The 15,156-nt window shown below is 64.6% G+C and carries 15 protein-coding genes; 13 read left to right on the forward strand and 2 right to left on the reverse strand.

The window, feature by feature from the left end; translation table 11 throughout:
* The first annotated feature begins 257 nt into the window (after positions 1-257).
* From RFN30_RS21610 to RFN30_RS21640, 7 genes are all read left to right on the forward strand, one after another.
* The gene (locus RFN30_RS21610; protein ID WP_320264113.1) at positions 258-1,631 is read left to right on the forward strand and encodes an adenylate/guanylate cyclase domain-containing protein; all 1,374 of its coding nucleotides are present in this window, start codon (positions 258-260) and stop codon (positions 1,629-1,631) included.
* A 353-nt stretch (positions 1,632-1,984) separates the two neighbouring features.
* The gene (locus tag RFN30_RS21615) at positions 1,985-2,692 is read left to right on the forward strand and encodes an SDR family NAD(P)-dependent oxidoreductase (protein WP_320264114.1); all 708 of its coding nucleotides are present in this window, start codon (positions 1,985-1,987) and stop codon (positions 2,690-2,692) included.
* Positions 2,693-2,927: 235 nt separating this feature from the next.
* Complete coding sequence (locus RFN30_RS21620; protein WP_320264115.1) at positions 2,928-4,136, forward strand: ABC transporter substrate-binding protein; 1,209 nt, start codon at positions 2,928-2,930, stop codon at positions 4,134-4,136.
* Entirely contained in the window at positions 4,133-4,933 is an 801-nt protein-coding gene (locus RFN30_RS21625; protein ID WP_320264116.1) for an ABC transporter ATP-binding protein, read from the forward strand. Before RFN30_RS21620 ends, RFN30_RS21625 begins: the two co-directional genes overlap by 4 nt.
* Complete coding sequence (locus RFN30_RS21630; RefSeq protein ID WP_320264117.1) at positions 4,926-5,630, forward strand: ABC transporter ATP-binding protein; 705 nt, start codon at positions 4,926-4,928, stop codon at positions 5,628-5,630. The genes RFN30_RS21625 and RFN30_RS21630 overlap by 8 nt, the downstream gene beginning before the upstream one ends.
* 7 nt (positions 5,631-5,637) lie before the next feature.
* Positions 5,638-6,525, forward strand: a complete 888-nt coding sequence (locus RFN30_RS21635) for a branched-chain amino acid ABC transporter permease (protein ID WP_320264118.1) — start codon at positions 5,638-5,640, stop codon at positions 6,523-6,525.
* Between the two features lies 1 nt (position 6,526).
* A complete protein-coding gene (locus tag RFN30_RS21640; protein WP_320264119.1) occupies positions 6,527-7,504 on the forward strand; it encodes a branched-chain amino acid ABC transporter permease in 978 nt (325 codons plus the stop codon).
* Positions 7,505-7,539: 35 nt separating this feature from the next.
* Here RFN30_RS21640 and RFN30_RS21645 read toward each other — a convergent pair whose 3' ends face one another.
* Positions 7,540-8,232 carry a winged helix-turn-helix transcriptional regulator gene (locus tag RFN30_RS21645; RefSeq protein ID WP_320264120.1) on the reverse strand — a complete coding sequence of 231 codons (693 nt, stop codon included), beginning with the start codon at positions 8,230-8,232 and terminating at the stop codon, positions 7,540-7,542.
* A gap of 175 nt (positions 8,233-8,407) precedes the next feature.
* Here RFN30_RS21645 and RFN30_RS21650 point away from each other — a divergent pair, with 175 nt between their 5' ends.
* The gene (locus tag RFN30_RS21650; RefSeq protein WP_320264121.1) at positions 8,408-8,734 is read left to right on the forward strand and encodes a DUF1330 domain-containing protein; all 327 of its coding nucleotides are present in this window, start codon (positions 8,408-8,410) and stop codon (positions 8,732-8,734) included.
* Between the two features lie 148 nt (positions 8,735-8,882).
* Positions 8,883-9,383: a hypothetical protein gene (locus RFN30_RS21655; RefSeq protein ID WP_320264122.1), complete on the forward strand. Its 501-nt coding sequence runs from the start codon at positions 8,883-8,885 to the stop codon at positions 9,381-9,383.
* A 61-nt stretch (positions 9,384-9,444) separates the two neighbouring features.
* Here the strand turns inward: RFN30_RS21655 and RFN30_RS21660 are convergent, their stop codons facing one another.
* Positions 9,445-9,933: an Lrp/AsnC family transcriptional regulator gene (locus RFN30_RS21660; RefSeq protein WP_320264123.1), complete on the reverse strand. Its 489-nt coding sequence runs from the start codon at positions 9,931-9,933 to the stop codon at positions 9,445-9,447.
* Positions 9,934-10,038: 105 nt separating this feature from the next.
* Here RFN30_RS21660 and RFN30_RS21665 point away from each other — a divergent pair, with 105 nt between their 5' ends.
* The 4 genes from RFN30_RS21665 to RFN30_RS21680 all read left to right on the forward strand — a co-directional run bounded on the left by RFN30_RS21665 (position 10,039) and on the right by RFN30_RS21680 (position 15,041).
* On the forward strand, positions 10,039-11,241 hold the full coding sequence (locus RFN30_RS21665) for a diaminopropionate ammonia-lyase (protein WP_320264124.1): 1,203 nt from the start codon (positions 10,039-10,041) through the stop codon (positions 11,239-11,241).
* Positions 11,238-12,473 (forward strand): Zn-dependent hydrolase, encoded by a 1,236-nt coding sequence (locus RFN30_RS21670; RefSeq protein ID WP_320264125.1) that lies wholly within the window; start codon positions 11,238-11,240, stop codon positions 12,471-12,473. The genes RFN30_RS21665 and RFN30_RS21670 overlap by 4 nt, the downstream gene beginning before the upstream one ends.
* 202 nt (positions 12,474-12,675) lie before the next feature.
* Positions 12,676-13,872 (forward strand): diaminopropionate ammonia-lyase, encoded by a 1,197-nt coding sequence (locus RFN30_RS21675; RefSeq protein ID WP_320264126.1) that lies wholly within the window; start codon positions 12,676-12,678, stop codon positions 13,870-13,872.
* Between the two features lie 17 nt (positions 13,873-13,889).
* Complete coding sequence (locus RFN30_RS21680) at positions 13,890-15,041, forward strand: M20 aminoacylase family protein (protein WP_320264127.1); 1,152 nt, start codon at positions 13,890-13,892, stop codon at positions 15,039-15,041.
* The last annotated feature ends 115 nt before the right edge of the window (positions 15,042-15,156 follow it).

The raw sequence follows: 15,156 nt of genomic DNA on the forward strand, positions 1-15,156 counted from the left end.
TTGTTGAATCTTGTTTCCGGATTGTGTACGGCATTTCCTCGCCCGCGGAAGGGGTTGCCCAGTGGTCAAATCTGACGCGTGGTACCCGATGCGGAATGCGGCTTCGACCGACCCAGGCGGACTATCGGACTCGACGATGGCATCCAGGCCATTGCTGGGCTAATGTCGCCCGAACGAGGCCAAAACGGTGTCCGGCTGATAGGACCTGTTATTAACTACCAGCGTCTGGCGCCACTCGCACTGGAAGATCAGTTCCGATGCCGACGTTGCTATCGCTGCCCGACGACATATTGATCAAATCGGCGCTCGGGGAATCTGTCCTTGAAGCCGCTCGCCGGGCAGATGTCCCGATCGCCTGCGCTTGCGGCGGTAAGGCCAAGTGCTCGACCTGCCGGATCTGGATTCTCGACGGTGCAGACGGCTGCCCGGAGCGCACCACGCTGGAGCGCACGCTCGTGGAGCGGTTGGGGCTTGGCAACAACGTACGCCTGGCATGCCAGCTCAGACCTGCCTCCGACATCACATTCCGCAGGCTCGTACTCGACGAGACCGACCTGCGAATGACCAGTCAGTTGCTACCGCACAGGTCCACCAGTGCGGGCGAGCTGAAGTCGGTCGTCATTTTCTTCAGCGACGTAGCCGGGTTCACCCACTTCTCCGAAACGTTGACGCCTTACGACGTCATGTATCTGCTCAATCGCTATTTCACTCAGGTCGCCGAAGTGATCGAGCTCAACGACGGCTACATCGACAAGTTCGTCGGCGACGGGCTTATGGCGATATTTGGCGTGGAGGGCCAGGACGATGCGCCGGTGCGCGCGGTCAATGCGGCCCTGCAGACCCTTGCCACGGTCGATCGGCTGAAGCCCTTTTTTGCCTCGATGTACGGCATCGACTTCGATATTCGCATCGGGTTGCACCTGGGCGAGGCCGTGATCGGCTCTGTCGGATCACCCGGCAACGAGCGCCTGACGGCTATAGGCGATGCGGTCAATGTGGCGAGCCGCGTCGAAACGGCCAACAAGGAGGCCGGAACCCGCCTGCTGATTTCCGAGACGCTCTATGAACGGGTCAAGGATGAGGTTGAAATTTCCGATTTCATTCGGGTGCGTTTGCGCGGTACCTCCGACCGCATTTCCCTGTACGAGATAAAGAAGCTGAAGGTTGAAGCCGAGCGCCGGCTGAACGAAAAAGGCACGCGCGAGACCATGCAACTGGGCGGCAAGATGTGGCACCGGACGGTCGCGACGAGCGAACTGAAGGACGGCGACTACAAGGTGATCGAGTTCCAAGCGCTCTATGTCGTGATTTTGCGCAGGGGCGGGCGCGTTCATGCCTTTAACAATGCCTGCCCGCATTTGAAGTTGCCGTTCTTCGAGAGTACCTCGCGGACCAACGGCCACGCAGGACAGGCGAGCACTTTCGACGAGGACGGCACGCTGGTGTGTCGCTGGCATCACAGCGGATTCGATCTGGATACAGGCGAAATCGTAAAGTGGTGCGAGGCGCTCAATGAGGACGGAACTTCGGCCGGCATGGAGATCCTCGGCGACATTTCGAAGAACCGGGCTCCGTTGCGTCTCATTCCGTGCCGCGAGGAGGATGGCTACATCTGGGTCGGTCTCGATTGAACGTGCCGGCCGGATCGTCCAAGAACTCCCGCTAATCTGCTGTCGGTCCGACCAGTAGAGGGTTCCTCCAACCGCGTTAGGACCATTTGGCCCTAATGTTCCTCCCCACGCTGAGCGGGCTTATGACTCCGGTACCAGGCATCAGATTTTGACCGCTGGTGCCGGAGAGGAGGGGCCGCGCTCCCGGATGCGCCTACGTCCTCTTGCGGCGGCGACCGACTGCGAATCCGATTTGCTCAAGATCACTAATTCATGAGCTGCATCGCGCAATGAGTGCCAATTCTGCACCCTAATTATTCGGTGCGATCGATGCGATCTTTGCTACCGATACGAGGAACGGAAGGACAGAAGCAATGACCAACACCCAAAATCATTCGGGCAAGGTGGCGCTCGTCACCGGCGGCAATCGCGGTATCGGGCTGGAGACGGCCCGCCAACTCGCCGAACTCGGCTTCACCGTGCTCATCGGCGCGCGCGACCTCGCCAAGGGCGAGGCGGCGGCGACGACGCTTGGCGGCAAAGTTGAGGCTATCGCGCTGGATGTCGCCGCGCCTGATGCTGCAGCCCGCGCCGCGGCCGAAGTCGAGCGCCGCTTCGGCCGGCTCGACGTTTTGGTCAACAACGCCGCCATCCACTACGACCCTTCCGCGCGGGCGCTAAAACCCGACTGGACGACGATCCGCGAGGCCTTCGAGACCAATGTCTTCGGCGCCTGGCGCGTCGCGGTTGCCTTCGCGCCGCTGCTCGGCGCAAGCGGCCACGGCCGGCTGGTCAACGTCTCGTCGGAAGGCGGCTCGCTCGCCTCGATGGGCGCCGGCGCGCCGGCCTATTCGACCAGCAAGGCGACGCTCAACGCACTGACCCGCATCCTTTCGGCAGAGCTGCGCGGCTCAGGCGTGCTCGTCAATTCGATCTGCCCCGGCTGGGTCGCGACCGACATGGGCGGTCCCGGCGGACGCCCCGTCGCGCAAGGCGCCGCCGGTATCGTCTGGGCCGCGACCTTGCCGGACGACGGCCCGACCGGCGGCTTTTTTCGCGACGGCAAGAGGCTGCCTTGGTGAGCGGCTCGACCGCCCCACCTGCCCATACGCCATGCTACGAAAATAGCATTCTCGGTCTGCCGGGCGGGTGCTAGGGTCCCGGCCCGTGCACCCAAGGCACAGGGCGGCGTGTTCCCGCAGGAGGAGGTAAGGCGAGCGGCACGCATGCCCGTATTCCCGACGAATCCCACCGACTGTTGAACCATTGCGAGGCCCGCCGCGTTTCCGCTGGTTGGCCACAAGGGAGGAACCACCAGTGAAAGCATCCTATCTCGTCTCGGCCGCGCTCATTGCGGCGTCCGCAATGCCGGCGGCGGCTGGCGAAATTTCCGACGGCAAGGTTAAGATCGGCATCCTCAACGACCAGTCGGGCGTCTATGCCGATTTCGGCGGCAAATGGTCGGTCGAGGCCGCCAAGATGGCGGTCGAGGATTTCGGCGGCAAGGTGCAGGGCGTCCCGATCGAGATCGTCAGCGCCGACCACCAGAACAAGCCGGACATCGCCTCCAACATCGCGCGCCAGTGGTACGACACCGAGCAGGTCGACGCGATCATGGAGCTCACCACATCTTCCGTGGCGCTCGCCGTCCAGGGGCTTTCCAAGGAAAAGAAGAAGATCGACATCGTCACCGGCGCTGCCTCCACCGACCTCACCGGCAAGCAGTGCTCGCCCTATGGATTCCACTGGGCCTATGACACGCACTCCCAGGCGGTCGGCACCGGCGGGGCGCTGGAGCAGCAGGGCGGCGACAGCTGGTATTTCCTCACCGTCGACTATGCCTTCGGCTATTCGCTGAAGGAGCAGACCGCCAAGCTGGTCGAATCCAGCGGCGGCAAGGTGCTGGGCGAGGTGCGCTATCCGCTGGGCTCCACCGACTACTCCTCCTTCCTGCTGCAGGCGCAGTCCTCCGGCGCCAAGATCATCGGCCTTGCCAATGCCGGCCTCGACACTTCGAACTCGATCAAGCAGGCCGCCGAGTTCGGCATCGTCGCCGGCGGCCAGCGGCTGGCCGCGCTTCTCTTCACGCTCGCCGAAGTGCACGGGCTCGGCCTGCAAGCAGCGCAGGGCGTCGTGCTCACCGAAGGCTATTACTGGGACCGCGACGACGAGAGCCGCAGGTTCGCCGACCGCTACTTCAAGCGCACCAACCGCATGCCGAACATGATCCAGGCCGCCACCTATTCGGCGGTGACGCAGTATCTTAAGGCCATCGACAAGGCCGGCACCGACGAAACCGAGGCGGTGACCAAGCAACTGCATGAGATGCCGGTCAACGACGTCTTCACCGCCAACGGCAAGGTGCAGGCCGACGGCTCGATGGTGCACGACATGTATCTCTACCAGGTCAAGAAGCCGGAAGAGTCGAAGAAGGATTGGGACTACTACACCTATCTGGCGACCATTCCCGGCGACAAGGCCTTCCTGAAGGCCGAGGACAGCGGCTGCCCGCTCGTCACAAAGTGACGCTCGAGACCGCCACCGCCGTCCGACGGGGCGGCAGCGAACACACGCCGCGGGTGGTGCTTTCTGCCCGTGGCCTGCGGCGCGATTTCGCCGGCTTCGTCGCCGTGAAGGATGTCGACCTCGACGTCCATCACGGCAAGATCCATGCGCTCATCGGCCCGAACGGCGCCGGCAAGACCACCATCTTCAACCTGTTGACCAAATTCCTGCAGCCGACGAGCGGCACGATCGAATTGCTCGGCACCGACATCACACGCACGCCGCCAGCCAGGGTGGCGCGCATGGGTCTCGTCCGCTCCTTCCAGATATCAGCGATCTTTCCGCATCTCAGCGTGCTCGACAATGTGCGCGTGGCGCTCCAGCGCCCGGGTGGACTGGGCTACCAGTTCTGGCGCCCGGTCTCGGCGCTGGACCAACTGACGCCGCGGGCGCGTGAGCTGCTTGCCATCGTTGGCCTCGACGATGCCGCGCATCGTCTCGCCGGCGATCTCTCTTATGGCAGGAAGCGCGTGCTGGAGATCGCCACCACGCTGGCGCTCGATCCGAAAGTGCTGCTGCTCGACGAGCCGATGGCCGGCATGGGGCATGAGGATGTCGGCATGATCTCCGGCATCATCCGCTCGCTGGCAAAAGACCGCGCCGTGCTGATGGTCGAGCACAACCTCACCGTCGTCGCGGACCTATGCGACTGGATCACCGTCATGCAGCGCGGCCAGGTGCTTGCCGCCGGCGATTACGCCACCGTCAGCCAGGACGAGCGCGTGCGCGTCGCTTACATGGGGACGGAGCATGAGTGAGCCGCTGCTTGCCGTGCGCGATCTCCACGCCTGGTATGGCGAGGGCCATGCGCTGCATGGCGTCGATCTCGATGTCTTTCGCGGCGAGACCGTGACGCTGCTCGGCCGCAACGGTGTCGGCAAGACGACGACGCTGCGCGCCATCATGGGCCTGATCCGCAAGCGCAAAGGCTCCGTCACCTTCAACGGCAAGGACCTGATCCGCCTGCCGCTGCACCGCGTCGCGCACCAGGGCATCGGCTTCGTGCCGGAGGAGCGCGGCATCTTCGCCACGTTGACAGTCGACGAGAACCTGATCCTGCCGCCGGTGGTCGCCAAGGGCGGCATGAGCATGGACGAGATCTTCGAGCTCTTTCCCAACCTCAAGGAACGGCGCAACAGCCAGGGCACGAAACTCTCCGGCGGCGAGCAGCAGATGCTGGCCATCGCCCGCATTCTTCGTACCGGTGTCGAGATGCTTTTGCTCGACGAGCCGACCGAAGGGCTGGCACCCGTCATCGTGCAGCGCATCGGCGAGTTGCTGGCGACGCTGAAGAAGCGCGGCATGACCATCCTGCTGGTGGAGCAGAATTTCCGCTTTGCCGCCCGCATCGCCGACCGTTTTTATCTGATGGATCACGGCAAGGTCGTGGAAGGTTTTCCGGTGGGGCAGCTTTCCGCGCACACCGACAAACTGCACGAGGTGCTGGGGGTATGATGGCCAAATGACCATGATCTTCGGCATCCCCATCCAGGCCTTGCTCGGCCAGCTTCTTGTCGGCCTGATCAACGGCTCTTTCTATGCGATGCTGAGCCTCGGCCTGGCCGTCATCTTCGGCCTGCTCCGCATCATCAATTTCGCCCATGGCGCCCTCTATATGCTCGGCGCCTTCATCGGCTATCTGCTTCTGGTGCATCTCGGCATCGGTTACTGGCCGGCGCTGGTCATCGTGCCTTTGGCCGTCGGCCTGTTCGGCATGGCGGTGGAGCGCGTGGCGCTGTCGCGGCTCTACCGCCTCGACCCGCTCTACGGCCTGCTCTTCACCTTCGGCTTGGCGCTCGTTATCGAAGGCGTGTTCCGCTACTACTACGGCGTCTCCGGCAACCCTTACGCCGTGCCGACGCTGCTTGCCGGCGGCACCAATCTCGGCTTCATGTTCCTGCCCAATTATCGCGGCTGGGTGGTGGTGGCCTCGCTCATCGTCTGCGTCGGCACCTGGCTCTTGATCGAGAAGACCCGGCTCGGCTCGTATCTGCGCGCCGCGACCGAAAACCCGGAGCTGGTGCAGGCCTTCGGCGTCAACGTGCCGTTGCTGCTCACGCTCACCTACGGGCTGGGTGCAGCACTTGCCGGGTTGGCCGGCATCCTCGCCGCGCCCGTCTATCAGGTCAGCCCGCTGATGGGCTCGGATCTCATCATCGTCGTCTTTGCCGTCGTCGTGGTCGGCGGCATGGGCTCGATCCTCGGCGCCATTGTCACCGGCTATATGCTCGGCCTCGCCGAAGGCCTGACCAAGGTTTTCTATCCCGAGGCCTCGAACCTCGTCGTCTTCGTCATCATGGCGATCGTGCTGCTTCTGCGCCCCGCCGGCCTGTTCGGAAGGGACGCCTAAGATGAGCGAGGCGACCCTGCACGAAGAGCGCGCCGCTGCCTCCGTGCGGCTGGAGAGGGGCCTTGTGGCCCTGGGCATACTGGCGCTCGTCGCCGCGCCTTTCCTCATCTATCCGATCTTCGTGATGAAGATGCTGTGCTTCGCGCTCTTCGCCTGCGCCTTCAACCTGCTCCTCGGCTACACCGGGCTGCTCTCCTTCGGCCATGCCGCCTTTTTCGGCGGCGCGGCTTATTTCTGCGCCTATGCGGTGAAAGCCTGGGGCTGGCCGCCGGAAGCCGGCATCCTGCTTGGAACCGCTGGCGCCGCGGGGATGGGGCTCGTCGTCGGCTTCCTCGCCATCCGCCGGCAGGGCATCTATTTCGCGATGATCACGCTGGCGATGGCGCAGATGTTTTATTTCTTCTGCGTGCAGGCACCATTCACGGAAGGCGAGGACGGCATCCAGGGCGTTGCGCGCGGCCATCTCTTCGGCATCCTCGACCTCAACGTGCCGATGAACATGTATTTCTTTGTGCTCGCCGTCTTCCTGGTCGGCGTCTTCGCCATCTGGCGCATCGTCAACTCACCCTTCGGCATGATCCTGCGCTCGATACGGGAGAACGAGAACCGCGCCATTTCGCTCGGCTATTCCGTCGGCCGCTACAAGCTCGCCGCCTTCGTCATGTCGGCAGCCCTTGCCGGCCTTGCCGGCGCGCTGAAGGCGATCGTCTTCCAGTTCGCGACGCTGACCGACGTCACCTGGCAGATGTCTGGCGAGGTGATCCTGATGACGCTGCTCGGCGGCATCGGCACCATGGTCGGCCCGGTGGTCGGGGCAGGCCTGGTCGTGGGACTCGAAAACACACTGGCCACCTCCGGCTTCCCGGTGACCATCGCCACAGGCCTGATCTTCATGATCTGCGTGCTGATCTTCCGGCGCGGCATTGTCGGTGAGGTCTATGCCAGATGGCTGGCGCCCGCGACTGGCGGCAAGGGCTAAGAGTGGTTCAGCAATTCTGTTTACGCTGAGCTGCTCTAGGCCGCGCGCTTCGGCTCGACAGCGAAGGGGCTAAGGCCGAGCCAGGTCTGCATCTTCTTGCCGATGGCGTGATCGCCGGTCAGGGCTACCTTCGCGCCGGCCTTCTCGACGGTGATCAGCCCCATCCAGATCGCCGTCATTGTGTGCAGGTCGGTCGAGACGTAGAGATCGACATCGAAGCCCGGGTCGTACCAGCACAGATCGACCTCGCCATGCTTCTCGACGATCAGCCACCACGAGCGTTTCGACGCGGGGAGGTCCTGATACAGAAATTGTATCACGGTTCGGCCTTCTGGAAGCGGCGACGGGTTCAGGTTGCGCCGCATGTCCCACATCAGAAGTGACGGATCGAGGTTCTTCAGCGACAGCCGGGACTCAACCCATTTCTGCCCCCAGAATCCCATCGCCTCAACGACTGGGCGCAAATCGCGACCCGCCTCGGTCAGATGATAGTCGAAGATGCCCTTCTCTCCGGGAACCTCCTTGCGCTCCACGATCCCTGCCAGCTCGAGCTCCTTCAGCCGTTGCGACAGAAGGGTCGGCGACATCTTCGGCACGCCGCGGCGCAGGTCGTTGAAGCGGGTCGAGCCTGCGACCAGCTCGCGCATCAGCACCATCGTCCAGCGGGTGCACAGCACCTCGGCGGCCATCGATAACGGGCAGAATTGCTTGTATCCGTGCTGGGCCATGATCGGTGTCCCTCCTTCGAAGTAGAGCGAACATTAGCCCTTCATGAATGAAGCCGCGAGTACAGAAACTGTACCGGCCTGGTACAGATCGCGGACTGGTTGGCGCGGGCCCCGGCATGCGAGCCCTTTGCCGACGCACGGGCTACCTCTGTGCGCCACAATCAGGAGACTAACCATGACCGCTTACCTTATCGCAGACATCAAGGTGAAAGACCCGAAATGGATACCGGCCTACGCCGCTTCGGTGCACGAGCTCGTCCACAAGCATGGCGGTAAATATCTGGCACGCAGCGGCAATGTGAAGACGCTCGAGGGCAAGCCGCTCGACACGACATTGATCGCGCTGATGGCCTTCCCTTCGGAGGCGGCAGCCCGCGCCTTCACCAATGATCCGGTCTACGCGCCCTTCGTGTCGGCCCGCCAGGCCGGCAGCGACAGCCGTTTCCAGCTGATCGACAACACCGATCTGGCCGGAACGATTTCGTATCTGCCGAAGGGATGATCGACAGTCGCCGCATCGAATCCGGGATCATCAAGCAACAGCCACGGCGCTTGCCTGTCGCGCCGCCGTATTGTCGGCGGCCGGCCAGCCGGGCTTTTTCAGGAAGAACGGAATGAACATGACACCAAACTTTTGGAACAGGCTTCTCATGGCCGCGGCCGTGCTGTCGGTCTGCACAACTCTCGCGCAGGCGCATCAGGAGGCGGCTCCCTCTATGCCCGGCGCCAGTCCGCTGGCCGACAAGGTGCGGGCGGCCAACAGCCGGTTTCTCGACGTCAAGGCCGCCATGGCCGAAGGCTATGCGCCGATTCCCTGTGCCAGCGGCATAACCGGTGGCGCAATGGGCATTCACTACGTCAACGGCGACTATCTGAAGGACGACAAGATCGACATCGCCCGTCCCGAAGCGGTCATGTACGAGCCGATGGCCGACGGCACGCTGAAGCTGGTGGCGGTCGAATACATCGCCTCCAAGGGCCCTGCGTCGCTAGACGGCCAGCTGTTCAACTTCAACAGCGCGCCTAATCGCTACGGCCTCGGCCCGTTCTACGAGCTGCATGTCTGGGCCTGGAAAGTCAATCCTACGGGCACGTTCGCCGACATGAGCCCGAAAGTGTCTTGCGAGCACGCTACGGCGCCGACTCAGTAAGCGGTGCGGGTGGCTGCCGATCTCCCTGAAATGGGAGGTCGGCTCCCTTCGGTCTCCGCCGTCACCCTCCAGCTCGTTCCCCCACCGGCACCTCAAGCCCCACCTTCACCCGGTCCATCGCCACAAACGTCCGAAACCGCTTGACGTTGTTGTTCTCGAAGAACAGCCGCCTGGTCAGCGCCTCGTAATCGGCCATGGTCGCCACGGTGACGACGAGGATGAAGTCGGCCTCGCCGGTGACGTAGTAGCATTGCTGCACCTCCGGCACTGCGGCAAAGCCGCACTTGGCGGCGTCGATCAGCTCGGCGCGCTCGCTCTCGACCTCGACCTCGACGAAGATCGTGATCGGGTGGCCGACCTTCGCCGGATCGACCAGTGCGACATTGGCGCGGATGACGCCCGTCTCCTCCATGCGCTTGATGCGCCGCTGCACGGCCGGCGCCGAGAGGTTCACTGCCTCGCCGATCGCACGCTGCGGCGTGGTGTTGTCCGTCTGCAGGATAGTGAGGATCGCACGGTCGAAGGCGTCGAGGTCGGGCAAAACAGGCATGGCGGTGGTCCTGACGAAACAAACTTGCATCCAGACCGGCAAAACAGAGCGCTTTTATCGACCATCTTGCAATAAGTTTCAGACACCGAAGGAGAAAAGCGAGCCATGTTCCTGCTCAACCGCCACCCCGACCATCGCCAGCCATTGACCCCGCAGGATGCCGCGACGCTAGGGCTCGCCGGCGCCGCCGGGGCGGAGCGCTTCCTTGCCGCGCGCGACAATCATGCCGAGACGCCGCTGCACGCCTTGCCGGCGCTGGCCGGCGAGCTCGGCATCGCCGCGCTGCACGTCAAGGACGAAGGCCAGCGCCTTGGCCTCGGCAGCTTCAAGGCGCTGGGCGGCGCCTATGCAGTGATGCAGCTCTTGCTGGAGGAGGCCGGGAGGCGGCTTGGCCGCGCTGTCGATGTCGCGGAACTGCATGGGCCCGATGTGGCGGCGATTGCCGCCGACATGACTTTCGCCTGCGCGACTGACGGCAATCACGGACGCTCGGTGGCGCAGGGCGCCGGCCTGGTCGGCGCGCGCTCCGTCATCTTCGTCCATTCGGGCGTAAGCAACGAACGCGTGGCGGCAATCGCCCGCTTCGGCGCCGAGATCGTTCGTGTTGCGGGCGACTATGACCAGTCGGTCAGGGAAGCGGCCCGCGTCGCCGCCGAGCGCGGCTGGACCGTTGTCTCCGACACGTCCTGGCCGGGCTATGAGCGCATCCCGGGACTGGTGATGCAGGGCTACACGGTGATCGTGCGCGAGGCGTTGAAGCGCTTGGCCCTGCCGCCCACCCATGTCTTCCTGCAGGCCGGCGTCGGCGGCTTCGCCGCGGCGATTGCCGGCCACCTCGCCATCGTGCTTGGCGAGGATCGGCCGAGGGCAATTGTGGTCGAACCGGCCCGCGCGGCCTGCATCTATGAAACCGCAAAGGCCGGGCATCCAATCGCGATTGCGCACAGCAAGCCAACGGTGATGGCGATGCTCGAATGCTATGAGCCGTCGCTCGTCGCCTGGCGCGTGCTGTCGCGGCTCGGCGATGCTTTCATGACCGTGGACGAGGAAGACGCGGTGTCGGTGATGAACCGCCTGGCGCGGCCATCAGGCGACGATCCGGCGATCGTCTCCGGCGAGAGCGGCGGGGCAGGGCTCGCCGGGCTGATCCGCGCTGCCGGTGACAAGAAGATGCGGGCGGCGCTTCACCTCGATACCCATTCGCGTGTGCTCATCGTCAATTCCGAAGGCGCGACCGACCCCGGCCGCTATGCCGAGCTGGTCGGGATGGCGCCGCATGAGGTTGCACTGGCGAGGCAGCCGGCATGAGCAATCTGACGATCAACGCCGAACGTCTTCTCCGCCGTATCGAGGAGCTCGGCAGAATCGGCCGCGATCAGCAAGGCCGGCTGGTCCGCGTCGCTGCCTCCGATATGGACAAGCTCGGACGCGACCACCTTGTCCGCTGGCTGCAGGAGGCAGGGCTCGACGTCGCTGTCGACCGCATCGGCAATATCTTCGGCATCTGGCAGGACGAGGCCAATACCGGCCAGGCGCCGGTCATGCTCGGCTCGCACATCGACACGGTGATCGACGCCGGCATCTACGATGGCTGTTACGGGGTGCTCGCCGGCCTCGAAGCGATCGAGAGCCTGAAAGAGGCGGGCTTCGCGCCGGTGCGCCCGCTTGTCGTCGCCGCCTTCACTAATGAGGAGGGCGTGCGCTATTCGCCCGACATGATGGGCTCGCTGGTCTTTGCCGGTGGCAGGGACCTTGGGGAAGCGCTCGCCTCGGTAGGCACCGACGGTTCGGTGCTGGGCAAGGAACTGGAACGTATCGGCTATGCCGGCAAGCACGAGCCCGGATTCCTCAAGCCGCATGCCTATGTCGAGCTGCATGTCGAACAGGGGCCGGTGCTCGAGCGCGAAGGCATCGCCATCGGCGCGGTCGAAACCCTCCAGGGCATTTCCTGGCAGCGCATCACGATCGACGGCGAGGCCAACCATGCCGGCACGACGCCGATGTCGATGCGCCGGGATGCCGGCGTCGCCGCCGCGCGGGTGATCAGCTTCCTCGCCGACCGGGCCAGTGCCTCGTCGACGCCGACGGTCGCCACCGTCGGCACCATCGCCTTCGAGCCCAACGCCATCAACGTCATCCCGTCGCGGGCGACCTTCACCGTCGACCTGCGCGACCCCGATGAAACGCACCTTCGCGAGGAAGAAGCAGCACTCGCCGCCTACCTCGACAAACTTGCCGCAAGCGCTGGCGTCACCATCCATGCCGAAAGCCTCGCGCGTTTCGAGCCGGTGACATTCGACGCCCGTATCGTTTCGCTGATCGAGGATGGCGCCAGAGCCGGCGGCCTTTCCTGCCGGCGCATGACGTCGGGCGCCGGGCACGACGCGCAGATGATTGCACGCATCGCGCCGGCCGCGATGATCTTCGTGCCGAGCCGTGGCGGCATCAGCCATAACCCGGCCGAGTTCACCGCCGCCGACGAGCTGGTTGCCGGTGCCAATATCCTGCTTGGCGTTGCCGCCCGGCTGGCGGCCGACTGATCGGGGGGCGAAACGCGTACGGCGTCGACGACACCGTGCAATCAGACCAATTACCACCAAAAATAGTATGTTGGATACGTCGAGTACTTCCGAGGCGAACATTCGGCGACATCTGGTCGAAACAAAAATCAATCACTTAGCCAATTAAAGCGCCGGAATCGCGTCCGCCGACAGAGTTCAGTGCCTTGCAGGAAGAACTAGCATGCTGCTGCTCAACCAACGTCCCGAACACAACCAGCCGTTGGTTGCCGCCGATGCAGAGTCCCTCGGCATGGCCGGCGGCGCGCGGGCAGAGCATTACCTCAAGGCGCGCGACAATCATGCGGAAACACCGCTGCACGCCTTGCCAGCACTGGCCGACGAGCTCGGCATCGCGGCGCTTCATGTCAAGGATGAGGGCCAGCGGCTTGGGCTCGGCTCCTTCAAGGCGCTGGGCGGCGCCTATGCCGTCATCCGGCTGGTGCTGGAAGAGGCCGGCAAGTGGCTCGGACGCGATGTCGACGTTAGCGAGATAAACGACGCTAAAGTGCGCCAGATCGCGTCGAGCATGATCTTCGTCTGCGCTACCGACGGCAACCATGGCCGCTCGGTGGCGCAGGGCGCCGGCCTCGTCGGCGCGCGTTCGGTCGTCTTCGTCCACGCCGGCGTAAGCCGCGAGCGTGTCGCGGCCATCGCTCGCTTCGGCGCCGAGATCGTGCAGGTCGAGGGCGGCTATGATCATGCGGTGCGCGAAGTCGCCCGCGTCGGCGCCGAGCGCGGCTGGAAGATCGTCTCCAACACGTCCTGGCTGGGCTACGAGCGCGTGCCTGGCCTGGTCATGCAGGGCTATACCGTGATCGTGCGCGAGGCGCTGCGGCATCTGGCCGAACCGCCCACGCATGTCTTCCTGCAGGCCGGCGTCGGCGGCTTCGCGGCAGCGATTGCCGGCCATATGGCAATTCTGCTCGGTGAGCGGCGGCCGAAGGCCGTGGTGGTCGAGCCGAGGCGCTCGGCTTGCGTCTACGCTTCGGCCGAGGCCGGACGTCCCGTAACGATCGTGCATCAGCAGCCGACCGTCATGACGATGCTCGAATGCGCCGAGCCGTCCCTGGTCGCCTGGCGGGTGCTGGCGCGCGTCGGCGACGCCTTCATGACGGTGGACGAGGAGGATGCGGTCGCGGTGATGAACCGGCTGGCGCGGCCCGCCGGCAACGATCCGGCGATCGTCTCCGGCGAGAGCGGCGGGGCAGGGCTTGCCGGCCTGATCCGCGCTGCTGGGGACAAGCATATGCGGGCGGCACTCGGCCTCGATGGCAACTCGCGCGTGCTCGTCATCAACTCGGAAGGCGCGACCGACCCCGGCCGTTATGCCGAACTGGTGGGCATGGCGCCGGAAGACCTGCTGCTGCAGACTGCCTGAAAAAAGCGGAGCCAGGTATGACCGACCTCGACGCACTGCATCGCGAGATGACGGCATGGCGGCGCGACCTCCACGCCCATCCTGAATTCGGCTTCGAGGAAAAGCGCACCGCCGCCTTCGTCGCGGAGAAGCTGCGCGCGTTCGGGCTGGAGGTCGCGGAGGGAATTGGCGGCACCGGCGTCGTCGGCACGCTGACCAGGGGCAGCGGCAACCGGGCGATCGCGCTGCGCGCCGACATGGATGCGCTGCGCATCGCCGAGCAGGGAACGCAGCCCTACCGCTCGCAGACGCCCGGCACCATGCATGCCTGCGGCCATGACGGCCACACTGCGATGCTGCTTGGCGCAGCCAAACTGCTTGCCGGCGAAGGCGACTTCGACGGCACGGTGCGCTTCATCTTCCAGCCGGCCGAGGAATGGGGCAGGGGCGCGCTCGCCATGTTGGAGGACGGCCTGCTCGAGCGCTTCCCCTTCGAGGAGATTTTTGGGCTGCACAACATGCCGGGCCTGCCGATCGGCCATGTCGAGACCCGGAGCGGCCCGGTCATGTCGGCCGAGGACAATTTCGAGATCGTGCTCAAGGGCGTTGGCGGCCATGCGGCGCGGCCGCATGCGGGGCCGGAGACGCTGGTCGCCGCCTGCGCGCTGGTCGTCAACCTGCAGACCATCGTCTCGCGACGATTGAGCCCCGCCGACATCGGCGTCGTCTCGGTCACCGAGCTCATCACCGACGGCACGCGCAACGCGCTGCCCGGGCTCGCCCGCATCCTCGGCGATTGCCGCAGTTTCCGTCCCGAAGTGAGCGCGGCGATCGAGCAGGAAATGCGCCGCATCGCCGAAGGCACAGGGCAGGCCTATAACGTCGCGGTTGAAGTCACTTACACGCGGGAGTTCGTGCCTTTGATCAACGACGCGGCCCTGGTCGATGAGGCTTTCGCCGCCGCACGGCAGATCCTCGCCGACGATGCCGTCGGCATAGCGGCGGAGCCGATGACGGCCTCGGAGGATTTCGCCCGCTTCCTCACCGAAGTGCCCGGCTGCTTCGTCTTCCTCGGCAACGGCAATTCCGCGCCGCTGCACAATCCGGCTTATGATTTCAATGACGAAGGCCTGCTCCACGGCGCGCGCTTCCACGCCGCGGTGGTGAGGAGACGGCTGGCGGTGGGTTGAGGGCATGACGCGGACAAACGGGTCGTCATCCTAGGGCGGAGCAAGGAGCGAAGCGACGCGCGCAGACCCTAGGATCCATGCCGTGACCTGCGAGCGCCGCAACGGTACAGAACGC

The organism is Mesorhizobium dulcispinae, from assembly GCF_033977345.1.
Classification (GTDB): Bacteria; Pseudomonadota; Alphaproteobacteria; order Rhizobiales; family Rhizobiaceae; genus Mesorhizobium; species Mesorhizobium dulcispinae.